Annotated in this window: 23 protein-coding genes; 15 read left to right on the forward strand and 8 right to left on the reverse strand. The window is 66.7% G+C overall.

Translation table 11 applies throughout. From position 1 onward, the window contains the following. Positions 1-70 precede the first annotated feature (70 nt). Positions 71-448 (forward strand): DUF1801 domain-containing protein, encoded by a 378-nt coding sequence (locus tag AC1RPL_RS00745; RefSeq protein WP_493067345.1) that lies wholly within the window; start codon positions 71-73, stop codon positions 446-448. Between the two features lie 78 nt (positions 449-526). On the opposite strand, the gene AC1RPL_RS00750 is transcribed toward AC1RPL_RS00745, so the two are convergent. The 3 genes from AC1RPL_RS00750 to AC1RPL_RS00760 are packed head-to-tail and all read right to left on the reverse strand — an operon-like array spanning position 527 to position 1,701. Beyond that, the gene (locus AC1RPL_RS00750) at positions 527-952 is read right to left on the reverse strand and encodes a hypothetical protein (RefSeq protein ID WP_493067346.1); all 426 of its coding nucleotides are present in this window, start codon (positions 950-952) and stop codon (positions 527-529) included. 1 nt (position 953) lies between these two features. Continuing rightward, on the reverse strand, positions 954-1,439 hold the full coding sequence (locus AC1RPL_RS00755) for a hypothetical protein (protein WP_493067347.1): 486 nt from the start codon (positions 1,437-1,439) through the stop codon (positions 954-956). Positions 1,440-1,452: 13 nt separating this feature from the next. After that, the gene (locus AC1RPL_RS00760; protein WP_493067348.1) at positions 1,453-1,701 is read right to left on the reverse strand and encodes a hypothetical protein; all 249 of its coding nucleotides are present in this window, start codon (positions 1,699-1,701) and stop codon (positions 1,453-1,455) included. Between the two features lie 48 nt (positions 1,702-1,749). On the opposite strand from AC1RPL_RS00760, the gene dnaE reads away from it, so the two are divergent. The 4 genes from dnaE (at position 1,750) to AC1RPL_RS00780 (ending at position 8,484) form a co-directional block, all read left to right on the forward strand. Continuing rightward, a complete protein-coding gene (gene dnaE, locus AC1RPL_RS00765; protein ID WP_493067349.1) occupies positions 1,750-5,223 on the forward strand; it encodes a DNA polymerase III subunit alpha in 3,474 nt (1,157 codons plus the stop codon). Positions 5,224-5,420: 197 nt separating this feature from the next. After that, on the forward strand, positions 5,421-7,013 hold the full coding sequence (locus AC1RPL_RS00770) for a long-chain fatty acid--CoA ligase (protein WP_493067350.1): 1,593 nt from the start codon (positions 5,421-5,423) through the stop codon (positions 7,011-7,013). A 104-nt stretch (positions 7,014-7,117) separates the two neighbouring features. Continuing rightward, entirely contained in the window at positions 7,118-7,912 is a 795-nt protein-coding gene (locus AC1RPL_RS00775) for a DUF2092 domain-containing protein (protein ID WP_493067351.1), read from the forward strand. After that, complete coding sequence (locus tag AC1RPL_RS00780; RefSeq protein ID WP_493067352.1) at positions 7,909-8,484, forward strand: hypothetical protein; 576 nt, start codon at positions 7,909-7,911, stop codon at positions 8,482-8,484. Before AC1RPL_RS00775 ends, AC1RPL_RS00780 begins: the two co-directional genes overlap by 4 nt. 36 nt (positions 8,485-8,520) lie before the next feature. On the opposite strand, the gene AC1RPL_RS00785 is transcribed toward AC1RPL_RS00780, so the two are convergent. Further along, positions 8,521-11,130: a M1 family metallopeptidase gene (locus tag AC1RPL_RS00785; RefSeq protein WP_493067353.1), complete on the reverse strand. Its 2,610-nt coding sequence runs from the start codon at positions 11,128-11,130 to the stop codon at positions 8,521-8,523. Positions 11,131-11,467: 337 nt separating this feature from the next. On the opposite strand from AC1RPL_RS00785, the gene AC1RPL_RS00790 reads away from it, so the two are divergent. Beyond that, positions 11,468-13,567 (forward strand): GDSL-type esterase/lipase family protein, encoded by a 2,100-nt coding sequence (locus AC1RPL_RS00790; protein WP_493067354.1) that lies wholly within the window; start codon positions 11,468-11,470, stop codon positions 13,565-13,567. Positions 13,568-13,685: 118 nt separating this feature from the next. On the opposite strand, the gene AC1RPL_RS00795 is transcribed toward AC1RPL_RS00790, so the two are convergent. Further along, positions 13,686-14,756, reverse strand: coding sequence for a PA0069 family radical SAM protein (locus AC1RPL_RS00795; RefSeq protein WP_493067355.1), 1,071 nt, complete (start codon positions 14,754-14,756; stop codon positions 13,686-13,688). Positions 14,757-14,807: 51 nt separating this feature from the next. Between AC1RPL_RS00795 and AC1RPL_RS00800 the strand changes: the two genes are divergently transcribed. Genes AC1RPL_RS00800 through AC1RPL_RS00810 form a run of 3 tightly spaced genes read left to right on the forward strand, consistent with a single transcriptional unit; the run spans position 14,808 to position 15,696 of the window. Next, positions 14,808-15,149, forward strand: a complete 342-nt coding sequence (locus AC1RPL_RS00800; protein ID WP_493067356.1) for a VOC family protein — start codon at positions 14,808-14,810, stop codon at positions 15,147-15,149. A 50-nt stretch (positions 15,150-15,199) separates the two neighbouring features. After that, positions 15,200-15,394 carry a hypothetical protein gene (locus AC1RPL_RS00805; protein WP_493067357.1) on the forward strand — a complete coding sequence of 65 codons (195 nt, stop codon included), beginning with the start codon at positions 15,200-15,202 and terminating at the stop codon, positions 15,392-15,394. Next, positions 15,382-15,696, forward strand: coding sequence for a YbjN domain-containing protein (locus AC1RPL_RS00810; RefSeq protein WP_493067358.1), 315 nt, complete (start codon positions 15,382-15,384; stop codon positions 15,694-15,696). The genes AC1RPL_RS00805 and AC1RPL_RS00810 overlap by 13 nt, the downstream gene beginning before the upstream one ends. 153 nt (positions 15,697-15,849) lie before the next feature. Here the strand turns inward: AC1RPL_RS00810 and moaB are convergent, their stop codons facing one another. The 3 genes from moaB to AC1RPL_RS00825 are packed head-to-tail and all read right to left on the reverse strand — an operon-like array spanning position 15,850 to position 18,882. After that, a complete protein-coding gene (gene moaB, locus AC1RPL_RS00815; RefSeq protein WP_493067359.1) occupies positions 15,850-16,377 on the reverse strand; it encodes a molybdenum cofactor biosynthesis protein B in 528 nt (175 codons plus the stop codon). Then, positions 16,364-18,163, reverse strand: a complete 1,800-nt coding sequence (locus AC1RPL_RS00820) for a lytic transglycosylase domain-containing protein (protein ID WP_493067360.1) — start codon at positions 18,161-18,163, stop codon at positions 16,364-16,366. Before AC1RPL_RS00820 ends, moaB begins: the two co-directional genes overlap by 14 nt. Before the next feature lie 2 nt (positions 18,164-18,165). Beyond that, the gene (locus AC1RPL_RS00825; protein WP_493067361.1) at positions 18,166-18,882 is read right to left on the reverse strand and encodes a uracil-DNA glycosylase family protein; all 717 of its coding nucleotides are present in this window, start codon (positions 18,880-18,882) and stop codon (positions 18,166-18,168) included. 127 nt (positions 18,883-19,009) lie between these two features. Between AC1RPL_RS00825 and AC1RPL_RS00830 the strand changes: the two genes are divergently transcribed. The 6 genes from AC1RPL_RS00830 to ilvD all read left to right on the forward strand — a co-directional run bounded on the left by AC1RPL_RS00830 (position 19,010) and on the right by ilvD (position 26,584). Beyond that, positions 19,010-20,662, forward strand: coding sequence for an electron transfer flavoprotein-ubiquinone oxidoreductase (locus tag AC1RPL_RS00830; RefSeq protein WP_493067362.1), 1,653 nt, complete (start codon positions 19,010-19,012; stop codon positions 20,660-20,662). 4 nt (positions 20,663-20,666) lie between these two features. Then, positions 20,667-22,241: a tetratricopeptide repeat protein gene (locus tag AC1RPL_RS00835; RefSeq protein WP_493067363.1), complete on the forward strand. Its 1,575-nt coding sequence runs from the start codon at positions 20,667-20,669 to the stop codon at positions 22,239-22,241. Further along, positions 22,238-23,038: a 4-(cytidine 5'-diphospho)-2-C-methyl-D-erythritol kinase gene (locus tag AC1RPL_RS00840; RefSeq protein ID WP_493067364.1), complete on the forward strand. Its 801-nt coding sequence runs from the start codon at positions 22,238-22,240 to the stop codon at positions 23,036-23,038. Before AC1RPL_RS00835 ends, AC1RPL_RS00840 begins: the two co-directional genes overlap by 4 nt. Before the next feature lie 212 nt (positions 23,039-23,250). Further along, complete coding sequence (locus AC1RPL_RS00845) at positions 23,251-23,973, forward strand: enoyl-CoA hydratase/isomerase family protein (protein WP_493067365.1); 723 nt, start codon at positions 23,251-23,253, stop codon at positions 23,971-23,973. Beyond that, positions 23,970-24,677: an N-formylglutamate amidohydrolase gene (locus tag AC1RPL_RS00850; RefSeq protein ID WP_493067366.1), complete on the forward strand. Its 708-nt coding sequence runs from the start codon at positions 23,970-23,972 to the stop codon at positions 24,675-24,677. The genes AC1RPL_RS00845 and AC1RPL_RS00850 overlap by 4 nt, the downstream gene beginning before the upstream one ends. A gap of 185 nt (positions 24,678-24,862) precedes the next feature. Next, positions 24,863-26,584, forward strand: coding sequence for a dihydroxy-acid dehydratase (gene ilvD / locus AC1RPL_RS00855; protein WP_493067367.1), 1,722 nt, complete (start codon positions 24,863-24,865; stop codon positions 26,582-26,584). The last annotated feature ends 60 nt before the right edge of the window (positions 26,585-26,644 follow it).

Raw genomic sequence — 26,644 nt, forward strand, 5'->3', positions numbered from 1 at the left:
GCGCGTACGTGAGGGAAAGCGGTGGATAACTCTGAAAGGCCGTGACACGTTGTCCGAGAGGGAGCCCGGGATGCAGGCAGTCGAGGAATTCCGGGCTGGGCTGGATGGCACCACCCTGGCGATGATCGACGCGCTCCGCGGCATCGCCGCGGCTGCGCATCCGGACGTGGTCGAGCATATCAAATGGAATGCGCCCAGCTTCGCGATCGGTGGCGAGGACCGGATCACGCTGGGGATCGAGCGGAAGGGCGGCGCGCGCATCGTCTTGCACCGCGGCGCCAAGCCGAAGGCTGCCGACGGCTTTCGGTTCGAGGATTCTGCGAAGGTGGCGAAATGGCCGGCGGCTGACCGGGGCGTGGCGACCTTTGCCGATCTGGCGGCGATCGAGGCAAGGCGCGAGGCGCTCATGGATCTTTGCCGACGCTGGATCGCACGCACGGAAGATTAAGGTGGCCGATGGCGGGGCGGGAGGAGGTCACCCCGCCACCGGCACTTGGGGAAAGCGCGCTGTGCCGGCGCGCGTCCCTTAGCGGTTGCCTGCGTGCGGCAGGCGAATGACGTACTGGCCGTTGGCTTCGACGCCGGTGGAGTCGTCCTCCACCTCGCCGTTGACCAGCTTGCCGAGATTGGCGAGCGCGCCGACCATGCCGAAGCCGCTGCTGAACGGGCGGCCGCGCGGATCGCGGCGCGGGACGGGCCGGGCGTTGCGAGGATCGCGGCGGCGCGGCGGGGGCGCCATGCGGGCCATGCGATCGGCGACCGAGGCCGCGTCGCCGGTGCGGCCGAACTCGCGCCACACGACCTGGAAGCCTTCGGGGACTTCGCTCCACTCGCCGTCTTCGGGGCGGACGAGGTCGCAGCCGCAATGGTGGCAGACCGCGAAGGTGAGGCCCTGGTTATGGTGGTGGCGGGTGCCGGCGGTGTGGCCCATCATGTTGCAGCGGATACTCATCTCAATGCACTCCAGTGGTCTTGGTGCCGCGCATCCGCAGCCGGAATTCGGCCAGGGCGCGGAAATGCTCGTCGTCGCTTTCGAGGGCGAGCGTGGGGTTCCAGATTTCGAAGCTGTCGCCGGTGCCGACGAACAGCGCGAGGTCGTCGATGCGGCCGAGATGGCGCATCGCGGCCGGGATGCGCAGGCCCTTGCCCTCGCGCTTCATCCGCTCGGACAGGCCGAAGGTGCTGCGCATGCGGCGATAGTGGTTGCGGGCTTCCTCGCCGCGCTCTTCCTCGGCCTGACGGCGTCGCTCGGCGCGGCCTGCGAGAGTGGAGAGATGGTCGCTGCCATAGCCGACCAGGCAGCTATCGGCCTGGTGCTTGGCGACGATGATCTCGGGGCTGGCTTCGGGGCTCAGTGCGTCTTCGATAAAGGCGGGGATGGCGACGTTTCCGTCGGCATCGACCTCACAAAGTGCGCTACCGTGGTAAAGGCTGTTCATGGGCATCGACTCTTCAGAAACGGGGAGTGTTCTGCTGGTAAGTCACTGAAACCTTATCTGGTTTCTCTGCTTGCCTTATGTTCGCCATAATAACGCCCAATTCTGATCCGTCGATGAACCGTTCTGTTTCATCGGCGAAATGTTTACTGCCATTAACCATCATCTGGAGCATCGGGCGCCCGGCCGCCATTCCGGAGAGCACCCGTCCGAGTCTGCGCGTAGGGGCAAATCCTGAGCCGAAACGCTTGAAAATTGTGGACAACGCTCCCCACGGGTGGCGCTCCCGAGAGCGGGACCCTATTCTGGGTCGATGCATTCCGGCTTCGTTCCACTTCGGGTCTTTTCGTCCTTCACCATGCTGGAGGGCGCGATCGAACCGAAAGGGATCGCCAAGCGCGCGAAGGAACTGGGTTTTCCGGCCGTCGCGGTGGCCGATCGCAACGGACTCTATGCCTCGATGAGCTTCGGCGATGCCTGCTTCAAGGCGGGCATTCAGCCGATCATCGGTACGCTGCTGGCGGTGAAACGCCCCGATATGCCCGACGGCGTGACCGCGCCGATCGACTGGCTGGCGCTCTATGCGCAGGACGAGGCCGGCTATCTCAACCTGTGCGATCTCGTCTCGATGGCGCATCTCGATCGCCCGATCGAGGAGGATGCGCACGTGCCGTTCGAGGCGCTTGAAGGGCGCACCGACGGGCTGCTCTGCCTGACCGCCGGCCGCGAAGGCGCGCTGGCGCGGCTCTATGCCGAGCAGCAGGATTCGGCCGCCGACTCGTACGCCCGCCGACTCGAGTCGCTATTTCCCGACCGGCTCTACATCGAGATCGTCCGCCGTCTCGACGAGATCGAGGGCAAGGCCGAGCCCCGGCTGCTCGACCTCGCCTATGACCGCGGCCTGCCGCTGGTCGCGACCAATCCGAGCTGCTTCGCGGAGGCGAGCTTCCACGAGGCGCATGACGCGATGCTGTGCATGGCGAACAGCTCCTACATCGCCTCCGACGATCGCCCGCGCTCTTCGCCGGACGCCTGGATGAAGCCGGCGACCGATATGAAGAGCCTGTTCTCGGACCTGCCGGAGGGCATCGCCAACACGCTCGTCGTCGCGCAGCGCTGCGCCTATGCCGCGCCCAAGCGCAAGCCGATCCTGCCCAGCCTCGCCGGCGACCGCGAAGGCGAGGCCAAGATGCTGCGGGAGCTTTCGTGGCAGGGGCTCGACGCGCGGCTGGAAAAGGCCGGCATCACCTCGCCCGAAGCGCGCAAGCCCTATGAGGACCGGCTCGAGTTCGAACTCGACGTTATCATCCAGATGGGTTTTCCCGGCTATTTCCTGATCGTCGCCGACTTCATCCAATGGGCGAAGGCGCACGACATCCCCGTTGGCCCGGGCCGCGGCTCCGGCGCGGGCTCGGTGGTCGCCTGGGTGCTGACCATCACCGATCTCGATCCGCTCAAGCTCGGCCTGCTCTTCGAACGCTTCCTCAATCCGGAACGCGTGTCGATGCCCGACTTCGACATCGACTTTTGCGAAACCCGGCGCGGCGAAGTGATTCGCTACGTCCAGCAGAAATACGGCGCCGATCACGTCGCGCAGATCATCACCTTCGGTACGATGAAGGCGCGCGCGGTCATCAAGAGTGTCGGTCGTGTGCTCCAGATGAGCTACGGCCAGATCGATCGCCTCGCCAAGCAGATCCCGAACCACCCGACCGATCCCTGGACGCTCGATCGCACGCTGAACGGCGTGAGCGAGTTCCTCGCCGAGTACAAGGCGCACAGCGAGATCAAGCATCTCGTCGATCTGTCGATGCAGCTCGAGGGCCTGCCGAGCCACTCGTCGACGCACGCTGCCGGCGTGGTGATCGGCGACCGTCCGCTCGCCCAGCTCGTGCCGCTCTATCGCGATCCGCGCTCGGACATGCCGGTCACCCAGTTCGACATGAAATATGTCGAGGGCGCGGGCCTCGTGAAGTTCGACTTTCTCGGCCTGAAAACGCTGTCGGTGCTCAAGAAGGCTGTCGAGCTGCTGTCGGATCGGGGCATCGATGTCGATCTCGACACGCTCGAATGGGACGACATCGAAGTCTACGACCTGCTCCAGCGCGGCGACACGGTGGGCGTGTTCCAGCTCGAATCGGAAGGCATGCGGCGCACACTGACTGCGGTGCGCCCAACCAATTTCGGAGACATCATCGCGCTCGTCTCGCTCTATCGCCCGGGCCCGATGGACAACATCCCAAGCTTCGGCCACCGCAAGGGCGGGCGCGAGGAGATCGTCTATCCGCACGATCTGCTCGAGCCGATCCTGAACGAGACCTACGGGATCTTCGTTTATCAGGAGCAGGTGATGCAGGCCGCCCAGATCCTGGCCGGCTATTCGCTGGGCGGCGCCGACATGCTCCGCCGCGCGATGGGCAAGAAGATCAAGGCGGAGATGGATGCCCAGCGCGAGACCTTCGTGAAGGGCTGCGCCGAGCATAATGGCATCAAGCCGGCCAAGGCCAATGAGCTGTTCGACTTGATCGACAAGTTCGCCGGCTATGGCTTCAACAAGTCGCACGCCGCGGCCTACGCGCTGCTCGCCTACCAGACGGCGTGGCTGAAGGCGCATTACCCGCACGAATTCTTCGCCGCCTCGATGGCGTACGACATCCACCAGACCGACAAGCTGGCGATCTTCGCCGACGACATGAAGCGGCTGGGGATCGCGTGCCTGGGCCCCGAGATCAATTGCAGCGAATCCGATTTCTTCGTCGAGAAGACCGAGGATGGGCTCGCGGTGCGCTATGCGCTGGGCGCGCTCAAGGGCGTGGGCGAACGGGCGATGGAGCTGCTCGTCGAGGAGCGCGAGGAGCGCGGTTCGTTCAAGTCGCTCGATGATTTCGCCAAGCGCGTCGATCCGCGGCTGATCAACAAGCGCCAGGTCGAGACGCTGGCGGGGGCAGGGGCGTTCGACAGCCTCGACGACAATCGCGCCGGCGTGTTCGCCGCGGCGGAAACGATCCTCGCGGTCGCCCAGCGCACCTGGCAGAACAAGACCAGCGGGCAGGGCGGGTTGTTCGGCGAATCCGAGCCGAGCGGCGGGGCGATCCAGCTGCCGCAGAGCGCGCACTGGTCGCTCGCCGACCGGATCGGCGCCGAGCGGGACGCCTTCGGCTATTATTTCTCGGCGCACCCGCTCGACCGCTTCCAGCATCTCGCCAAGACCTTCGGCGCACGCGAGATCGCGACGCTCGGCGAAATCGACGTGCCGCCCGGCGCCCGCATCGGCGCGACGATCGCGGCGCTGATCGAGGATTGTCGCCCGCGCACCTCGGCGCGCGGCAACAAATACATGATGGCGACGATTTCGGACAAATCGGCGCAGACCATCGCGACCTGTTTCGAGGACAGTGCCGTCCCCGATCTCGAGCGTTGCGCCCGCGAAGGCGGCTGCGCGGTGCTGACCGTGGAGCTCGACAAGCGCGCCGGCGAGGATACGCCACGCGTCTCGATCAAGCGCGTCCAGCCGTTCGAAGGCCTGGCCAACACCGCGCGCCTGGTGCTCGACGTGGCGATCGACGACGTCCGCGCGATCCCGGTGCTCGCCGGGATCATCGGTGAACAGCGAGGCGGCCGCGGCGAAGTGCTGGTGCGCGTCGGCATCCAGGGCGGCGAGGCCGAACTGGTGCTGGGCCGCGACTTCCGGCTGGACGGCGAGCTTCGCCAGAAGATCGAGAATGTGCCGGGGGTCCGCTGGGCGAGCCTCAAGAGCGCGGCGGCGAAGCTGGCCGAAGCGGCGTAAGCTTCCAATCCGTCATGCTGAACTTGTTTCAGCATCCAACCTGCCTCCAGCGATATCCTTGCGGAGAGTTGGACCCCGAAACAAGTTCAGGGTGACGGGCGGTGCATGACGTTACGGCATCCTCCCTTCTTCCCGGCGCACTCGACACCCGGCGCTGTCCAAGGTTACCCTCTCGAAAAAGCGGTATGGAGAGTGTGATGCTGGGCGGGATGCAGGATTTCGAACTCCGCGTGACGACGTTGCTCGATCACGCCGCGCGCGAGCATTGGGGGCGGGAGATCGTCACCCGCTGGGCGGACGGCAGCGAGACGCGCACCACCTGGGCCGGCATCGCGCGCGACGCGAAGAAGCTCGCCCAGGCGCTCGAACGGCTCGGGGTGCAGAAGGGCGACCGCGTCGCCACGCTGGCGATGAACCATAGCCGCCACCTCGTCGCCTGGTACGGCGTGGCGGGGATGGGCGGGCTGATCCACACGATCAATCCGCGCCTGTTTGACGACCAGCTCGCCTTCATCGCCAATGATGCCGAGGACAAGGTGCTGTTCTACGACCGCGCCTTCGCTTCGATCGTCGAACGGATGAAGCCCTACTGGACGACGATCGAGCATTATTACTGCTTCGACAGCGACGGCCCGGACGGGTTCGAGGCGCTGCTCGCGGCCGAGGACGGCAATTATGACTGGGTGACCGGCAACGAGCGCGAGCCCTGCATGATCTGCTACACCAGCGGTACCACCGGCAATCCCAAGGGTGTGGTCTATACCCACCGCTCCACCGTGATCCACGCGATCACCGAGCTGCAGCCCGATGTGTTCGCGCTGTCGGCGCAAGCGGTGGCGATGCCGATCGTGCCGATGTTCCACGCGGTCGGCTGGGGCCTGCCCTGGGCCGGCGCGGCGGCGGGGATCAAGTTCGTCTTCTCGGCGGTCAATGATCCGCTCGTGCTGTGCGGCCTGATGAACCGCGAGAAGGTGACGCACACCGCTGGCGTGCCGACCGTGTGGTTCGCGATGTTCCAGCACATGGACTCGACAGGCGAGGAGCCGGAATACCTCAAGATCGTCACGATCGGCGGTTCGGCTGCGCCGCGCGCGATGATCGAGCGGCTGATGAAGATGGGCATCCGCGTCAATCACGCCTGGGGCATGACCGAGACCAGTCCGATCGGCACGATGGGGGCGCCGTCCTTCGACTGGGACGATCTTGGCTTCGAAGCACAGGTCGACCAGGTCTCCAAGCAGGGCAAGGTGCCCTACGGTGTCGAGCTGCGCGTGGTCGATGACGAAGGCGTGGTGCAGCCGCGCGACGGCAAGACCTCCGGCCGGCTCCAGGTGCGCGGGCCGTGGATCGTCAGCCGCTATTTCAAGGCGGACGCGCCGGCGGTCGATGGCGAGAACTGGTTCGACACCGGCGACGTCGCTCTGCTCCATGCCGACGGCACGATGCAGATTACCGATCGGGCCAAGGATGTGATCAAGTCGGGCGGCGAGTGGATCAGCTCGGTCGAGCTCGAAAATGCCGCGGTCGGCTGTGCCGGGGTTGCCGAGGCAGCGGCGATCGGCGTCTATCACCCCAAATGGGACGAGCGTCCGATCCTGCTGGTGGTCCGCAAGCCCGGCAGCGACGTGACGGCCGAGGAAGTGCAGGCGCATCTGGCCAGGCACGTCGCCAAATGGTGGCTTCCCGATGAGGTCCATTTCGTCGAGGGACTGCCCCACACCGCCACCGGCAAGCTGCTCAAGACGGCGATCCGTGCGCAATACAAGGACTTCAAGCTGGCCGCGGCTTAGGCGCTGCCATCTGCGGGTTATCCCTGCCCGATCAAGCGGGTTCCTACCGATGGTGGAGGGGGCGCCCCCGATGTCTAGTTCTCCCGGCTCTTCGGGAGATCGTCATGCTCAACAGATATCGCCAGATCACCGGCTTGTGCGGGGTGGCAGCCCTGATCTTCGCCACGCCATCGTTCGCGCAGAAGAAAAAGGCACCGCCCAAACCCGCGGCGACCACGGTGGTCGATACGGAGATCCGCGGTGCGCTCGGGCGCATGGCCAACGCGCTCAAGTCGATGGACAGCTTCGAGGTGCGCGCCGACATGACCAGCGAGGACGTGCTGGACGGCGGCCAGAAACTGCAGAGCTCCAGTACGATGACCGCCCTGGTCCGTCGCCCGAACCGGCTGCAGATCAACCTGGACTCGGAACGCCGCAACCGCCGCTTCTATTATGACGGCAAGCAGCTCACCATATTCGGTCCCGCCACCGGCTATTACGCGACGGTGGCCGCGCCGCCGACCATCCACCAGATGCTGCGCCTGGCCGCGGACCGCTATGCCGTCGAAACGCCGCTCGCCGACCTGATGGAGTGGGGCGAAAGCGCGGTGCGGCTCGAACAGGTCACCAGCGCGATGTATGCCGGCGCGGATCGGATCGGCGCCGATGTGTGCGATCAATATGCATTCCGCCAGAAGGGGACGGACTGGCAGGTCTGGATCCGCCGCGCCGACCCTGCGCTCCCCTGCAAGGCGGTGATCACCAACACCGATGATCCGGCGCAGCCACAGACCATGGCGGTCTATACCTGGACGCCACGCAGCTTCACCGACGACCAGTTCGCCTTCACGCCCCCCGCCGACGCCAAGCGTATCCAGCTCGGTCAGGCCCAGAATGCCGCCAATGGAGGTGGACAATGATCATCGTGGCACTCTTCTCGCCGCTCGCCCTGATGGCGGCCGACCTGCCGCCGTCTCCCGCGATGCAAGGACGTCGTGGCGGTGGCGGTGGTGCGAGCGCGGCCGGCAGGCAGGTGCGCAACACCTCGCACCCGAGCATCAACCAGTCGGCCGGTGGCAATCGCGGTGCGAACGTCAACCGGGGCGGCAACGCCAATGTGAACCGCAATGCGAACGTCAATCGGAACGTCAACGTCAACGTCAACAACAACGTCAACGTGAATCGGAACGTCAACGGCGGCTATTATGGCGGCGGGGGCTGCTATGGCTGCGGCTGGGACGATCATGACTTCGCCCGCGGCGCCGCGGTGGGCCTCGCCACCGGCGCAGTGGTCGGTGCGGCGGTGGCCAGCAGCAACCACAGCACGACCACCGTCGTGGTCTCGCCCGGCACCGTGGTCACCACGCTGCCTTCGGGCTGCTCCGCTACCGTGGTCGGATCGGTGACCTATCAGCGTTGCGGCTCGGTTTGGTACCAGCCACAATTCTACGGTTCCAACGTCCAATATATCGTCGTCGGCCAGCCGATGTGATGCTTCGCCCCGGCCTTGTCAGCCGGGGCGAGCCCTTCACATTCCTGCAAATGCAGCCGTCACTTCACCGGCCTTGGCGTCCTTGAAGCGGGCACAGTTGCGGATCCCTTCCACCGCGCGATCCAGCGACAGGGTGCTGCCGCCCGCGGCGCGCAGCTTGGCATCCACCGCATCGGCTGCCGCAAGCGTGCACTGCGATCCGAACATCTGCGCCGAGCGCGACGAGAAGATACCGCCGCCGCCGGTGAGCTTCGCGAACTCGTCGAAATGGGCAAGCATATAGTCGAGGGCCGCATCGCGGGTATTGGCGTTGTTCATGAAGGTTGCCGCCGCGAACAGCCGCTCGCGCGGGCTGTAACGGGGGTCGTTGAACTCGCCGAAATACCATTTTGCGACATCGGAATTGCCCGAAGCGGCAATCGCGCGGAACGCCGCCTGGCGCAGGCCCGGCGTCTTGCCCGCCAGGGCCTGTTCGGCCAGCGTTTTGGCGAAGGGCACGCCGCGGTCATCGACGGTAACGGCGAGCGCGAGCGGCGCGAAGTCGGTGTCAAGCGCCTTGGTGTCGCCCGCCAGCCAGGCATCGGCGGCCTTGGTCAGCGTGGCGCGGGTCGCGGCGTCATGGCCGTTATCCGCCACGAAGCCGACCAGCTGCTCGCGCAGCTCGACATTGTCGGCATTGTCGCCTTCATGCGCCCCGGCCTTGGGATTGAAGCCGACCTTGGCGAGCATCGGGCCATAGATATCGACGAACAGCTTGCGATACGCGGGCTGCGCCGCCGGGCCGATCAGCCCGCGCGCCTCAAGCGCGGCGAGGCGGTCGCCATTGGCGAGTTGCATCTTGGTCTTGGGGTGGCCGGCCATCGCACGCGCGAGCGCGACGACCTGCGTGGTCTTCGCCTTGCCGGCATAGAAGCTGGCCCACAGGCTGTCGTCCAGCGCCAGCGCTTCGCCGGTCGGCAGGGTGGGGGCGGCCGCGATCAGCGCATCCCAGTCGGCGGGGTCCATGTCGAAGCGGTAATAGCCCCAGCCGCCGGCATTGGGGACGAGCGTGCCGGTGCCATTGGCGATGATCGGCGCGCTCGGCTTGTCGAGCAGGGTGCAGCTCTTGACGTCGCCCTGACGGGTGCAGACGGGGACAGTCCATTGCTGTGCGGGCGTGTTGGTGCCGAAATAGGCGAAGCGCTGCTGGCTGGCGGTCGTGATGCCGTTCTGGCGGTGGAAGGTGATCACCGGCACGCCCTGCTGATCGACGAAGCTCTTCAGCGATTCGAGCACCCGCTGATCGTGCGCGGCGTCGGCGAGCGAGCCGAAGAACTGCTCGGTGCTGGCATTGCCGTATTTGTGCCGCGACATGTGCAGGCGCACGCCCGCCTTGAACTTGTCGTCGCCCATATAGGCGGCGATCATCCCGACGACCTGGCCGCCCTTGCCATAGGTGATCTGGTCGAATGCCGCATCGATATCGGCATCGTTGGTGATCCGCTGGTGGATCGGCCGCCCGGCGACGAGCGCGTCGAGGTCCATCGCCTCGAAGCCCTCTGAGATCGCGTCCACGCCGATATCGAGGTCGGGGCGCCACTCATTGCCGATCCGGTAGCCCATCCAGTTGGCGAAGCTCTCGTTCAGCCAGATATCGTCCCACCAGGCCGGGGTGACGAGATCGCCGAACCATTGGTGCGATAGCTCGTGCGCCACGACCATGCCGAAGGTCTGCTTGCTCGACGTCGCGTCATTCTCGTCGACGAACAGGATGCCGTCGCCATAGATGTCGGCGCCGGCATTCTCCATCGCGCCGGGCATGATCGGCGATCCGATCTGGTCGAGCTTGGGGAAGGGGAAGGGCTGGCCGAAATATTTCTCGAGCAGCGCCACGATCGGGCCGGAATTCTCCAGGGCGAACTGCATCTCTTCCTTGTTCGGCTGGGTGCCGACGACGCGCAGCGGCAGTGGCGTCTTGCGCTGGGGCGTGGGCGCGACCTTGCCCTGCACCGAGGCGAACGGGCCGACGACGAAGGCGACCAGATAGGTCGGCAGCGGCTTGGTGGCGATGAAACGGTGCTTGACCAGCTCGCCGACCTTGCTGGGTTTGCCGGCCTCGGGGGCGTTGGTCAGCGCGACGAAACCGGGCTTGGTGGTGAGCGATACGGTGAATGGCGTGTTGTAGCCTGGCTCGTCGAAGCCCGGAAAGGCTGCGCGGGCATCGATCGATTCGAATTGGGTCCAGCTATACCAGCTACCGGCGATGTTCAGGCGGTACGGGCCCGACGCGCCGCTGCCGAAGGGCGCGTCATAATCGAACTTCAGCGTCATCTTGCCCGGCTGCACCGTCCTGCCGAAGGCAAGCTGGGCCAGGCCATAGGGGCTCTTCTGCGTGAAGGTGACGGGCACTTCCCTGCCGCCGATCACCGCCACCGCCTTGGTGACGTTCAGGCCGCGGCCGTGCATCCACACCGCTTCCGCCGACTTGTTCAGCTGGACGTCGATCTCGGCATGGCCGCCAAAGCGCGGTTTCTCCGGAACGATCGTCAGGTCGAGGCGGTAGGCAAGGGGCTTCACCGTTTCGGGCAGCTTGCCGGTCGGCTGGGCGTCCTGGGCAAAGGCAGTGGCGGGAAGCGTGAGGGCGAGAGCAAAGGCAAGCGCGCGCATGGAAGATCCTTATCGTGTGCGCGAGGACTAGGCCCGGCCCTCGGGGCGCGCAATCCGCGAACTATGTCTGTTCGGCTACTGTATGTTTCCGGATTGTGTCGATCGAAACAACCGCTATGGTCGAAAACAGGTCGGGGGTGGGCAACGCTCATTGGCCTCCGGGCGGCGTTTGGATCCCTCTTTCCGCCGTCCGGCCCAAATACCTTAAGGGCCACCAGCCTTGCGCGCGGTGGCCCGCCATTTTGCTCCCGCCAGCTTCGAACAAACGCCATTGCGCTGCGCGGCGGCTCGGATATGGTAGCGCTATCATAACGATAAGCGACAATGGGAGAGGGATATGGGGCTGATCGCGCGCGTGGCTGTGCTCGTCCTTTTGCTGGGCGCGGCAGCGCCCCCAGGCGAGCGCTGGGTGACTGGCTGGGCCACCTCGCAGATGATCCCCGGCAACAATGCGCTCCCGAATGAGGACCTGAAGGACGCGACGCTGCGCCAGGTCGTCCGCATCCAGATCGCCGGCACCAGGATGCGCGTGCGACTCACCAATGCCTATGGCACGCAATCGCTGCGGATCGGCGCGGCGACGATTGCGCGGGCGGTTGATCCCGCTTCCGCGAAGATCGATGCCGCCAGCCTGACCGCGCTCAGCTTTGGCGGCGCGAAGAGCGTCGTGATCCCCGCGGGCGCGGATTATTGGTCGGATCCGATCACGCTGACGGTCAAGGCGGGCGCGGATCTGGCGATCACGCTCCATCTTCCCGATGCGCCGGCCCAGCAGACCAGCCATCCCGGCTCGCGTGCGACCAGCTATTATGTCCACGGCGACCATAGCGGCGATGCCGACCTGGCGGGCGCCAAGACCGCCGAGCGCTGGTACCAGATCGGCGCGATCGAAGTGGCGTCACCCAAGGCATCGGCGGTGGTGATCCTCGGCGATTCGATCACCGACGGATACGGGGTCCCCGCCAACAGCAACACGCGCTGGACCGATGCGCTCCAGCTCCGCCTGCGCGCCACCCCGGCCTTGGCCGACATGGCCGTGCTCAACGCCGGCATCGGCGGCAATCGGCTGCTCAACGACGGGCTCGGCCCCAATGCGATGGCGCGGTTCGACCGCGAAGTGCTCACCTATCCCGGCGTCACCCATTTGGTAATCTTCGAGGGCGTCAACGATCTCGGCACGCTCACCCGTGACGCTCCGGCGACGCCCGAGGCGCATGCCGCGCTGGTCGAGGGCATGATCGGCGCCTATCGCCAGATGGTCGCGCGCGCTCGCGCGCACGGGATCAAGGTGATCGGCGGGACGATCACGCCCTATGGCGGCTCGGCCTATTACCACCCCGACGCGGCGAACGAGGCCGACCGCGCCGCGGTCAACGCCTGGATCCGCGCGCCCGGCAATTTCGACGGCGTGATCGATCTCGACGCGGCGATGCGCGATCCCGCCGCTCCGACGAAGCTGCGCAAGGCGTTCGACAATGACGGCCTCCACCCCTCGGTCGCCGGCTATCAGGCGATGGCCGACGCGGTGCCGCTGTCGCTCTTCTCGCCCAAGGTGGCCGACAAGGGCAGGGTGGCGGCGGCGCCCGCCGAGCCGGCGCCGGCGATCGCCTTCACCTTCGACGACCTCACTGCCCATGCCCCGCTGCCCGCGGGCTATACCCGGGTCGGCATCGCCGAGCAGATCATCGCGGCGCTCAAGGCAGGCGGCGCGCCGGCGATTGGCTTCCTCAACGGTATCCAGCTGCAGAACGAGCCGGCCTCGGCCCCGGTGCTCGACAAGTGGCGCGCGGCGGGGCTGACGCTTGGCAACCATGGCTGGAGCCACGCCAATCTCGACCAACTCAGCGACGAACAATTCCTGAGCGAGCTCGAAAAGAACGAGCCGATCCTCAAGGTCAAGATGGGCACCGCCGACTGGCGCTGGTTCCGCTATCCGTTCCTCTCCGAGGCCGCCGCCAATCCGGAGCGCCGCGCCCGCATCCGCAAGCTGTTGGCGGGCAAGGGCTACAAGGTCGCCACGGTCACGATGGATTTCTCCGACTGGGCGTACAACAACGCCTATGCCCGCTGCGTCGCCAAGGGTGATGCCGATGCGATCCTGGCGATGGAGCATGCATGGCTGGGCACGGCGTCGGTCCAGGCCGACCGTGCCCGCGCCATGGCGCATGCGCTCTATGGGCGCGACATTCCCTATGTGCTGCTGATGCACCTCGGTGCCTTCGACGCGCACATGATGCCGCAGCTCGTAGCGCTCTACCGCGAGAAGGGGTACCGGTTCGTGTCGATCGGGGAAGCGGGCAGGGACCCGTACTACGCCCCCGAAGTGAACCCCGCGCTGCCGCCCCAGCCCCAGGGCCTCAACGGCGCGATGGCGGCCAAGGGGATGAAGGAGCCGCAAGCTCCGGCGATGCTGCCGCTCGACACGATGTGCATGTAATCCAAGCTTTTCCCCTCCGGGGAGAGGGTTGAGAGAGGGGAATGACTTCGCCTCTCGATACGTCGCCATTGAATCAGGATGCACGTCCCTCGTCCCGAAAGGGGAGAGGGAGAAGAGACTAGAACAACTCACCCTGCGGCCCCGACGGCGGCCGGAACAGGTCCGTCCGCAACCGCAACACTTCCCGGTCGAGCCCATAGCGCTTCGCCGCCATCTTGAACCGGGTCCGCAGCAGCTCCGCCCAGGGGCCTTGCCCCTTGAAGCGGGTGTGGAAATTGGGGTCGTTGTCCTTTCCCCCGCGGATCGACTGGATCGTCGCCATCACCTTGCCCGCGCGGTCGGGGAAATGCGTGTCGAGCCAGGCGCGGAACAGCGGGGCGACTTCGTGGGGCAGCCGCACCGGCAGGAAGAACGCCGACCGCGCACCCGCCAGCGCCGCCCGCTCGAGGATATGCTCGATCTCGTGATCGGTGACCTGCGGGATCACCGGCGCCAGCGAGACGAACACCGGGATCCCCGCATCCGCCAGCTGCCGCACCGCCGCCAGCCTTTTCTCCGGATGCGGCGCGCGCGGCTCCACCGTCATCGCGATCTTCGGGTCGAGCGAAGTGATCGAGACCATCACCGCCGCCAGCCCCCTGGCCGCCATCGGCGCCAGGATGTCGATGTCGCGCGTCACGCGGTTCGACTTGGTGGTGATCGTCAGCGGATGATCATGCTCTGCCAGCACTTCGATGCAGCCGCGGGTGATCCGCCACTCGGCCTCGATCGGCTGATAGGGATCGGTGTTGGTGCCAAAGGCGATCGGTCGGCAGACATAGCCGCGCTTGCTCAGTTCGCTGCGCAGCAGCGTCGGCGCATCGGGCTTGGCGAACAGCTTGCTCTCGAAATCCAGCCCCGGCGACAGGTCGAGATAGGCATGCGTCGGCCGGGCGAAACAATAGATGCAGCCATGCTCGCAGCCGCGATAGGGGTTGATCGAGCGATCGAAGGCGATGTCGGGCGACTGGTTGCGCGTGATGATCGTCCGCGCCCGCTCCACCGTCACGCTGGTGCGCAGGGGCGGGGGCGCGTCGTCCAGCGCCTCGCGCATGTCGAGCCATTCCCCGTCCGGCTCGCGCGCAGGCAGGTTGAAGCGGCTGCTCGCTTCATTCAGCGTGGCGCCGCGCACGGGACGATTCTTCGCCATTGCCAAAGCCTAGTCGTGACGCTAGAACATAGCAAGAACATTGGAGGATTTATGGCACGCATCAGCTATCTCGAACTGCCGTCCAAGGATGTGGCCGGCACGCGCGATTTCTATGGCCAGGCATTCGGCTGGGCCTTCACCGATTTCGGCCCCGACTATGCGGCGACCACCACGGGCGACACCGATCTCGGCATCAACGGCAGCACCGATCAGGCGATCGGGCAACTGCTGCCAGTGATCGAAGTGCAGGACCTCGAGGCGGCGCTCGAGGCGATCAAGGCCGCCGGCGGCGAGATCGTCGTCCCGATCTTCAGCTTCCCCGGCGGACGCCGTTTCCATTTCCGCGATCCGGCGGGGAACGGGCTCGGCGTGTTCGTCAACGAGCCCGAGTGATTGCCGCGCCGCGGCGAGGTGGTAGGGTGAGCGCAAAGGAGGCAATTCCGATGCGCCTGATCGCGATCACCGCAGCCGCGGCGCTGGGCACCTGCGCGATACCCGCCGCCGCGCAGGACCGCACGCCGTGCGGTAGGGATCTGGTCTGCGCCAACGCTCTCGATAGCATCGTCCAGGCGATGCTCGCCGCAGGCTCAAGGCGAAGCTGGCCAAGGACGAGAATGGCGATCCCATGGTGGAGGTGACGGGCGAGCCCTATCGGTTCGACGTCTATTTCTATGGCTGCGAAAAACACCGGAACTGCGATTCGCTGCGCTTCGAAGTGTCCTTTACCAAGGACGAGCAGGCGGGCACCGCGCTTGCCAACAAATGGAATGCCGGCCACCGTTTCCTCACCGCGGCGGTGAAGGACAGCGGCACTTTCGTGATGTCCTACGACATCGGCATGATCGGCGGCACGACCAGGCGCAATTTCGCCGACACGCTCGACTGGTGGAGCTCGATGCTGGGGGAGTCGGCGGATTTCTTCGCCAAGGAATTGAAGTGAGCGTTTAGTTTCCCGCCACGTCGCCATGCGGAACCTGTTTCAGCATCCAACCCGCCACAGGCGGTATCGTTTGAGGCGCATTGGCCCTGAAACAACTTCCAGGGTGAGGCAGGGAGTGCGGAAGGTTTCGCGCATATACCCGCCTAGCTCCCCTCAGCGCTCCTCCAGCCGCGGCAGCAACTCGACGAAGTTGCAGGGCTTGTGCCGCACATCCAATTGCGTCGCCAATATCCCGTCCCAGGCATCGGTGACCGCGCCGGTCGAGCCGGGCAGGGCGAAGATATAGGTCCCCCGCGCCACGCCCGCGGTCGCGCGTGACTGGATCGTCGAGGTGCCGATCGACTGGTAGCTGAGCCAGCGGAACAGCTCGCCGAAACCAGGAATCTCCTTGTCCCAGACGCGAGCCAGGGCTTCGGGGGTAATGTCGCGCCCGGTCACGCCGGTGCCGCCGGTGGTGAGCACCACTTCGACCTGCGGGTCGTCGATCCAGGCATGGAGCTGCGCCACGATCGCATCCGCTTCGTCGCGCACGATCCGGCGCTCGGCCAGCACATGGCCCGCAGCGCCCAGCCGCTCGACCAGCCGGTCGCCCGAACGGTCGTCGGCCAATGTCCGTGTATCGGATACCGTCAGCACCGCGATCCGCACCGGGCGGAACGCGATACTGTTATCGATTGGCATTGCCGTCCCGGTGGAAAGCGAGCTGGCGCATGCTGAGCTTCACCGATGTCGGGCCCTGCATGCCGGGGAATTTCGGCCACAGCCCCTGCGCCAGCGCCTCGCGGCTGGTGGATTTGCGGCCTTCCTGGTTCTCGTACATCCAGTAGTTGCGCAGCACGGTCATCACGTATCCGCGCGTCTCCCAATATGGGATGCTCTCGATATAGAGCAGCGGATCGCCGCCATCCTTGATCATCGCGTTCCAGTTGGCGACCGGGGTCGGCCCGGCATTGTAGGATGCGATCACCTTGGGCAGCAGCCCGCCGGTAAAGGGCTGGTCGCGCAGCTGCTCGAGATAGGACTGGCCGATCTCCATGTTGACCGAGGGCTTGGTCAGGTCGCTCGCCGCGTAACTTACCCCGTTCCGCCGGCCGATATCGATCGCCGCACCCGTCTTCACCTGCATCAGGCCCATCGCGCCGGCGGCGCTGCGGATCTCGGAGTTGAAGCGCGATTCCTGCAGCGTGTGGGCGAACACCAGCGCCTTGTCGACGCGCCAGCCACCCGCGGGCGTCCAATTCGGCGCGGGATACCGGGCCTCGACCAAAGGCTGCGTGCCCTGTGGGCAGTTATGCGTGAGCCAGAGCTGGGTGCTCGGCAAGTTGAGGCGGCCGGCCAGGCGAGTCAGCGCGGCATGCTCGGAGGCGGTGCCGAGCTTCGCCTGGTAGCGCAGCACTTCGTCGGCCAGATCGTCCTGGTCTATCTCGACCAGGGCGGCGGCGACGCGCACGTTCGGACGGCGCTCCAGCGCGCGCCAGTCTTCGGCGACGAACTTCTCGCCGCGCGTCGGCTTCTCGTCGATGCCCAGCGCTGCCTTGGCGAGCAGGCCGTAGAAGGTCTCGCCATATTGGGTGGCTGCACGCAGCTTCACGGCAACCTTGTCGGGGCGACCGCACGCCATCTCGGCGCGCGAGCCCCAATAGAGGCCGGCGGAGCGTAGCTCGGTATCGGCGGCGCGGGTCGCGACGCGCTCGAAAGCGGCGGTGGCGCCGGCGCAATCCTGCTCGCGCCAGGCGGCGAGCCCGGCGACCCAATCGGCTTGCGGCGCCCATTCGCCGATGCCGTCCTGCGCCTTGGCGGCGACGCGGCGGGCATTGTCGTCGTCACCGGCGACATAATAGATCCAGGCGACCTTCTGCTGCCACTCGGTCCGGGCCTCGGGGGTCAGGTCGGTCTCGAACCTGGCGACCACGCCCTCGGCTTCAATGCCCTGATCCGCCTTTACATAAGGCTGGATGGCGAGCGCGATCTCGGTCGAAGCGGTGTCGCTCTTGATCGATCGGGCGCGCTGGCGGACGGGGGCACCGTCATACCAGACCAGCCGCGTAGCTGCCGGGATGGCGGGGGTGGTGAGCGCGCCGCGGGTCTTGGCCATGCGGGCAAGCTGCTCGGCCTGGGGAAGCTCGGGCGCGTCGCTGATCAGCTGGAGGATCGGCGCCAGATCGACCTTGGGCGAATTCTTGGCGGTGTAGAGTTCGGCCCGGGCGATCGAGTGGAGCGGGCCCGGCTTCATCGAATCGAGCTGAAGCTGCGCGTCCTGCCAGCGCTCGGCGCGGATCGCGGCGAATACCTTGCGGTATCCGGCCTTCTGGTCGGAATCGAGCTGATCGGGAACGCCGTCGCCTTCGCGCAGCGCAGAGGCGCCCGCAGCGGAGGAATTGTCGGCGGCCGGCACGCTGTCAGCGGCGTGGGCGGCGGTGGCAAGGGCCGTCGACGCAAGCAGCGCGGCGGCAAGCAGGATACGCATGGTCACAGGCTCCCCCGGGTCAACAGCAACATATGCTTCCAGGCTTCGCTTTTGGCGGCAGGGCGATCCAACAGAAAGCGTGGATGCAGGCTCGCCACCGCCTGCGTTTGTCCGCCAAAATGGTTAACATCGACTAAACCATTTGCGGCACCGCCGTCATTCGTCTCAGCTAATACACGGCTCGCCGTTTGCCCCAAAATCAACAGCTTAGCTGGCTGGAGCAGCTTGAGATGATGCCGCGTGATCTCGATCAGCCGGCCCTCCTGGTCGGGCGAGATCCGTCCGGCGAGCGGACGGGCCACGGCCATCGAAAGGAAATATACCGAATCGCGCGCGACTCCGGCGGCGGTCAGCATCCGGGAAAACAGCTTTCCGGCAGCGCCATCGGCCAGGAGTTCGCTCGAATCGTCGCTTTCCGGCATGTCGGTCAGCACGACGAGCGCGGCGTCCGCCGGGCCGCTCGGGCCGATCCGCGGGGTCAACCATTCGGCTTCGGGAACGGTCTCTCCGGTGCGCCAGGCCGTGAAGGCGGCCAGCGTATCGGGCAGGGTTTCAGGCTGCGGCGACGTTACGGCAGCCTGCGCCACCTGCACGGGCGCGGGCCGCGCGAGCCAGTCGCGAGCCTCGTCCTCCTGGAGTGTCTCGACACCCGCGTCACGCCACCATTCGAGTGCGCTCGCGAGGGTACGCCCCCAATCTGCTGTGTATTCGCCTCCCACGCTCCCTAAGAGTCATGCCTTGACGGGCGGGTCAATCTGCCTTCATCGACCAAGGGACAGGACGTTGCCAGCTTGCGACGAGACAGGCGTGCGGCGTGTGCCAGACCAAGATTAGAAGGATGCGATGATGAGCGAACGGGAGTCGATGCCCTATGACGTCGTGATCGTCGGCGCGGGCCCCGCGGGCCTTTCGGCGGCGATCCGGTTGAAGCAGCTGGCCGTGCAGACGGGCAGCGAGCTTTCGGTGTGCATCCTCGAAAAAGGCTCCGAAGTCGGCGCCCATATCCTTTCGGGCGCAGTGATCGACCCCAAGGCGCTCGACGAGTTGCTGCCCACCTGGCGTGACGATGGCTGCCCGCTGGCCGCCACGCCGGTGACCGAGAATCATCACTGGGTGCTGAGCGAGAAGGGCAAGTCGGGCTTCCCGGAGTTCATCACCCCGCCGTTCCTGCACAACAAGGGCACTTATACCGGCTCGCTCGGCAATCTCTGCCGCTGGCTGGCGGGCAAGGCCGAGGAACTGGGCGTCGAGATCTTTCCGGGCTTCGCGGCGGCCGAGATTCTCTATCACGACAATGGCTCCGTGAAGGGCGTCGCCACCGGCGACATGGGCGTGGCGCGCGACGGCGAGCACAAGCCCGATTACCAGCCCGGCCTCGAGCTGCACGCGAAGTACACCTTCTTCGCCGAAGGCTGCCGCGGTCATCTGACCAAGCAGCTGATCCGCACCTTCGAGCTCGACAAGGACAGCGATCCCCAGATCTACGGCATCGGCATCAAGGAGCTGTGGGACATCGACCCCGCCAACCACGTCCCGGGCCGCGTGATCCACACCCAGGGCTGGCCGCTGACCACCGGCGCCAATGGCGGTGGCTTCCTCTATCACCAGGCGGACGGGCAGGTCGCGCTCGGCTTCGTGGTGTGGCTCAACTACAAGAATCCCTATCTCTCGCCCTTCCAGGAGATGCAGCGCTGGAAGACCCACCCGGAGATCGCGGCGATCCTGAAAGGTGCCAAGCGCGTCTCCTATGGCGCCCGCGCGATCTCGGACGGCGGCCTGCAGGCGGTGCCCAAGCTGGTGGCGCCCGGCGCGGCGCTGATCGGCGATGCGGCCGGCTTCCTCAACGTGCCGCGCATCAAGGGCACGCACACCTCGATGAAGAGCGGCATGATGGCGGCCGAGGCGGCCTTCGCCGCGGTCGGTGCTGGACGCGAGGCGGACGAGCTTGCCGCCTATCCCGAGGCCTATGAGAAGAGCTGGGTCTACAAGGAGCTGCGCGGCGTCCGCAACGTGGCGCCGCTCGTCAAGAAGTTCGGCGACACCTGGGGCACTATGCTCGCCGGCGCGGCGATGTGGATGGAGCTGCTCGGCCTGCGCTGGCCCTTCACCATGAAGCACAAGCCCGACAATGAGGGCCTGTGGCATGCGTCCGAGGCGCCCAAGATCGACTACCCCAAGCCCGATGGCGTGCTGACCTTCGATCGCCTCTCCTCGGTGTTCGTCTCGAACACCAATCACGAGGAGGACCAGCCGGTCCACCTGACGCTCAAGGACCCTGAAGTCCCCATTCACTACAATCTTCCGGTGTACGCCGAGCCGGCCCAGCGCTACTGTCCGGCGGGTGTCTATGAAGTTGTCGGCGAAGGCGACGATCTGCGCTTCCAGATCAACGCGCAGAATTGCGTCCACTGCAAGACGTGCGACATCAAGGATCCTACCCAGAACATCAACTGGGTGGTCCCCGAAGGGGGCGGCGGCCCCAATTATCCGAACATGTAGCCTGGTGCTGGCGCTGCTGGCGGCATTGCCCGCCGCGGCCCAGCCGGCGGCGGCGCAAGTCGACCTGCGCGACTATGCCCGCACGCGCGCCGCCGATACGGCGGGGCAGGCGGCGCTGGCCGCTGCCGGCTATGCCCGTGCGCTCGATGCGGTGCCCGATGACCAGGTGCTCGCGATGCGCGCCTATCGCCAGGGCCTCGCCGCGGGCGATTTGGCGCTGGCCAGCCGCGCCGCCGCGATTCTCGACCGCGCCGCGGTAGCGCCGCCCGATACCAGCCTGCTCGCCTTCGCCGTCGCGCTCCATGTCGGCGACCGGGCGGGCGAGGACAGGGCGCTGATCCGGCTCTCCCAGGCCCAGCTCGATTTCCTGGTGCCCGTGCTGCGCGCCTGGATCGCGCTCGATCGCAGGCAGGATCCGCTGCCGCTGCTCGATGCCGCCCATGGCAACGCGCTCGCCGCGCCCTTTGCCGAGCGCCACCGGGCGCTGCTGCTGATCGCCGCTGGCAAGGCGGACGAGGGCCTGTTCGCGCTCGCTGCGTCGAGTGGCACCGATCAGGCGCAGGACCCGCGCATCGATGCCGCCATCGCGCTGCTCCGCGCGGGCAAGGCGGACAAGGCGCAGGAAATCCTCTCCGGCCTGTCCGGCGCGTCCAAGGCGTGGCGCAAGCGCCAGGCCAGGACCGGCAAGCCCGATGCCGCGTTCGGTGCCGCGCATTTGTTCCTCGGCCTTGCCAGCGACCTGCGCGAGGCGGACATGGCGCCGCTCTCGATCCTGCTCACCCGCGCCGCCCTGCTGCTCGATCCGCAGGAGGAGCGCGCGCGCCTGCTCCTCGCCGAAGCCCTGTCGCGCAGCGGCGCCACCGATGCCGCGCTGACCGCACTTTCGGGAATCCGTCCCGACGGTCCCTTCTCCCGCAGCGCCGAGGCCGGGCTGATCGGCGTGCTCCGCCGCGCCGGCCGGCTTCCCGAAGCGCTTGCCCGGGCGGAGGCGCTCGTCACCGCACCGGGCGCGACGCGGCAGGAATTGCGCACCTATGGCGACCTGCTGTTCCAGGGCGGCCGCTATTCCGATGCCGCCATCGTCTTCGAGCGCGCGATCGGCCATGCCGATGGCGGCGGCTGGGAGCTCAACTATCTGCGCGGCGCCGCGCTCGACCGCGCTGGCAAATGGGACGAGGCATTGCCCGCGCTCCAGCGCGCGGTGAAGCTGGCGCCGGAGGAGCCCGAGGCGCTTGCCTGGCTCGGCAATGCCCAGGTCGAGCGCGGCGTCGACCTGCCCGGTGCCCAGGCGCTGCTCGAACGCGCCCGCACCCTCAAGCCTGACGATCCTGCGATCACCGATTCGCTCGGCCGCGCTTATTATGCCGATGGCCAGCTCGCCAGGGCGCTGCCCTTGCTCGAACAGGCGGTCCGCGCCGATCCCGGCGGCGCCCGCGCCAACGAGCATCTCGGCGATGCCTATTGGAAGCTCGGCCGCCGTATCGAGGCGCGCTATGCCTGGCGCGCGGCAGAGGTGAGCGCCGATGCCGGCGACCTCGACCGCCTCAAGGCCAAGCTGCTGGACGGGCTCGCGCAGTGATCGTCGAGACCGCGAAGGCCAAGCTCAACCTGGCGCTGCACGTCCGCGCGCGGCGGAGCGACGGCTATCACGAACTGGAGACGCTGTTCGCCTTTGTGGAAGACGGCGACATCGTCAGCATCGAGCCCGCCGATAGCGACGGCTTCACGCTTACCGGCCCCTTCGCGGCGGTACTGAGCGGGGAGGGCGACAATCTCGTCACCCGCGCTGCCCGGGCATTCCGCGACGAGTTCGGCGGCGGCGCGCATGCGATCACGCTCGACAAGCACTTGCCGGTCGCCTCGGGCATCGGCGGCGGCTCGGCCGATGCGGCGGCGACCTTGCGTGCGCTCGGGCGGCTCCACGATGTGCCGCTGGATGCCATGTTCGCCATTGCCGACGCTTTGGGCTCGGACGTCCCCGCCTGCCTCTATGGCGTCACGGCGATCGGGCGGGGCAGGGGCGAGCAGCTGGAGCCCGTGCCTGGCATGCCCGGCACGCCCGTGCTGCTTGTCAATCCCGGCGTTGCGGTGTCCACCGCCGAGGTGTTCCGCCGCTGGGACGGCGTCGATCATGGGCCGCTTCCGGCCGATCCGTGCGAAAGCCGCAACGACCTGGAGTCGCCTGCGCGCGCCATCGCGCCGGTGATCGGGGAGGTGCTGGATGCGCTTGCCGCTTCGGCGGGGGCGGGGCTCACCCGCATGTCCGGCTCCGGCGCGACGTGCTTCGCGCTGTTTGACAGCGACGCGAGTCGGGATGCCGCCGCTGCGGCGCTTTCAGATCGCGGCTGGTGGGTTTTGGCCTCGAACCTCACCTGATTTGCCGGCAGGAAGGGGAAGGGCAAGCAAGTTAACCACCCTCGAAAACCGCTTCTTCGCAGATCCGCCGTAGACCATCCCCAGCGGATCGACTGCCGGGAGCAGAACGTCCGTTGGTGGCGCGGGCGTGGGCATCTGGCCTTCGGCCCGCCCCATCCTCCAAAAAGCCACCGGACCTTGACAGCGACGCCCCATTCGGGCCGATCCGCGCCATGATCCAGCTCACCCGCAACGGCCCCGTCGCCACCATCGCCCTGGCCCGCCCGGAGGCGAGGAACGCACTCCCCACTGGCGCCTGGCAGGCGCTCGCTGCCGCCGCGCGCGAAGTGGGCGATGCCCGCGCCGTGATCCTCAAGTCGGACGTGCCTGGCATCTTCTCCGCCGGCGCCGATATCCGCGAGTTCGAGCAACTCCAGGCGGACCCGGCGCTCCGCATGCAGTTCCGCCAGGCAATGCGCGAGGGGATCGAGGCGGTCGCCGCCTTGCCCGTGCCCGTGATCGCCGCAGTCGACGGTGGCTGTTTCGGAGCCGCGGTGGCGCTGATCCTCGCCGCCGATATCCGTATTGCCGGCAACCTTTCGGAATTCGCGGTCACACCCGCGCGGCTCGGCCTGGGCTATCCGCGCGAGGACGTCGCCCGGCTGGAGGCGCAGGTCGGCAAGGGCATGGCCGCGCTCCTCCTGTTTACCGGCGACAAGCTCCGCCCAGACGAAGCCGACAAGATCGGCCTGGTCGAACTCAAGACCCGCAAGGCGATCGACACCGCCACCGCCATGGCCACAGCGATCGCCGGCAATGCGCCGGAGGCCGTGCGCCTGCTCAAGCGCACGCTGCGCGGCGAGCAGACCGACCAGGGCTTCGAGGATGCGTTCGGCGGCGCGGAGCTGGCCGAGGGGCTCAACGCCTTCCGCGAACGCCGGAACCCCGTCTGGTGAGCGCAGCGGAGATTCTCGAAGGCGGCGCGCGGGATGTCCTCCTGCTGTGCGACCACGCCTCCAACGCCGTGCCCGACGATATCGACCTCGGCATCGATGCCGAACTGCTCGACAGGCATATCGCGATCGACATCGGCGCCGCCGCCGTCACCCGCGCGCTCGCCGCGAAGCTCGATTGCCCGGCGATCCTCGCCACCGTCTCGCGGCTGGTGATCGATCTTCACCGCGAGCCCGATCATGTCGGCTTGATCCCCCACCGGAGCGACGGCCATCTGATCCCCGGCAACGAGAGCGTCGACAAGCTCGCGCGCATCGCTCGTTTCCACGCTCCCTATCACCGCGAGCTGCGCACCCGCATCCGCGCCCGGCGCCCACGGCTGATCCTGTCGATCCACAGCTTCACGCCCCGCCTGGAGCATGGCGGCACCGACCGCCCCTGGCAGGTCGGTATCCTCTACAACCGCGACACCCGCGCCGCGCACCCGAGCGTGCAGTTCTTACGCGAGCGCGGCTTCGTCACCGGCGATAACGAACCCTATTCGGGCCGGCTGCTCAACGCCACGCTCAACCGGCATGCGGAGGGGCAGGGGATACCGTCGGTGGCGATCGAGATCCGCAACGACCTGATCCGCGATGCGGCGGGGGCGGGGGAATGGGCGGGCGTGCTGGCGGATCTGGCCGGTCATCTGCGCGATAACCTCTAGTTCGCCTCCCTTTAATTCGTCATCCCCGCGAAGGCGGGGATCCAGAGTCATGAAGGACATCGCTCTGGCCACCCTGGATCCCCGCCTTCGCGGGGATGACGGCGTGAGGGCTTTTCCAGAAACACAATTTCTTTGCGCAATAGTCTTGCGCAAAACCCCTTCCAGACGACATAGGCTTGCGCATCATGACCAGCCGATTCGACAAATCCAAGCTCCCCAGCCGCTACGTTTCCGTCGGCGTCGAGAGCGCTCCGCACCGCAGCTATTACTACGCCATGGGCCTCACCGAGGAGGAGATCGCCCGGCCGTTCGTCGGCATCGCATCGGCGGGCAATGACAGCGCCCCCTGCAACACCACGCTCGACCAGCAGGCCGATTGGTGCCGCACCGGCGTCAACGAAGGTGGCGGCATGCCGCGCCGCTTCAACACGATCACCGTGACCGACGGCATCGCCATGGGCCATCAGGGCATGAAGTCCTCGCTGGTCAGCCGCGAGGTCATCGCCGATTCGGTCGAACTCAGCGTCCGCGGCCATTGCTATGACGCGCTCGTCACCTTTGCTGGCTGCGACAAGTCGCTCCCCGGCATGATGATGGCGATGCTTCGCCTCAACGTGCCCTCGATCTTCGTCTATGGCGGCTCGATCCTGCCCGGCCGCTGGCACGACCGCGACCTGACCGTGATCGACGTGTTCGAGGCGGTCGGCCGTTTCTCCGCCGGCAAGTGCCCGCTCTCCGAAGTCACCGAGATCGAGAAGGCGGCCTGTCCAGGGCACGGCGCCTGCGGCGGCCAATATACCGCCAACACCATGGCCTGCGTGGCCGAGGCGATCGGTTTGTCCTTGCCGAACAGCAATATGGCGCCGGCGCCTTACAAATCGCGTGAAGAGATCGCTGTCGCCGCGGGCCGCCAGGTGATGACGCTGATCGAGAAGCAGATCCGCCCGCGCGATATCTGCACGCGCGAAGCCTTCGAGAATGCCGCCCGCATCGTCGCTGCGACCGGCGGCTCGACCAATGGCGCGCTGCACCTTCCGGCGATGGCGCATGAGGCCGGCATCGAATTCGACCTGTTCGACGTCGCCGAGATCTTCAAGACTACGCCGTACATCGCCGATCTCAAGCCCGGCGGGCGGTACGTCGCACGCGACATGTACGATGCCGGCGGCATCTACATGCTGATGAAGACGCTCGCGGCAGAGGGTTTCCTCCACCTCGATTGCACGACGGTGACCGGCAAGACGCTGGGCGAGAATATCGACCAGGTTACCTGGAACCCCGACCAGAAGGTCATCTACGACGCCAAGACGCCAATCACCCCCACCGGCGGCGTGGTCGGGCTCAAGGGCTCGCTGGCGCCCGAGGGCGCGATCGTGAAGGTCGCGGGCATGCACCGGCTCCAGTTCACCGGCACCGCCAAGGTGTTCGAGCGCGAGGAGGATGCCTTCGCCGCGGTCGAGGCCAATGCGATCAAGGAAGGCACCGTCGTCGTCATCCGCTATGAAGGGCCCAAGGGTGGTCCGGGCATGCGCGAGATGCTGTCGACCACTGCCGCGCTCTATGGCCAGGGCCTGGGAGAGAAGGTCGCGCTGATCACCGATGGCCGCTTCTCGGGCGGTACGCGCGGCTTCTGCATCGGCCATGTCGGCCCCGAGGCGGCCGAGGGCGGCCCGATCGCCTTGGTCGAGGATGGCGACGAGATCAGCATCGATGCCGAGGCCGGTACGGTGGACCTCAACGTGCCCGAGGACGTGCTCGCCGAGCGCCGGGCCAAATGGGAGCCACGGCGGAACGATTACCAGTCCGGCGCGCTCTGGCGCTTCTCGCAAAATGTCGGCCCGGCTTATAAGGGGGCTGTCACGCACCCCGGAGCCAGCGCCGAAACCCATGTATTTGCCGATATCTGATCGCGTTCGCCTTCTCTTCGTCGAGAGGGTTTGGGAGAGGGGAAGGGCGCGACAGGCATG

The organism is Sphingomonas sp. GW821-FHT12D09 (assembly GCF_058807215.1).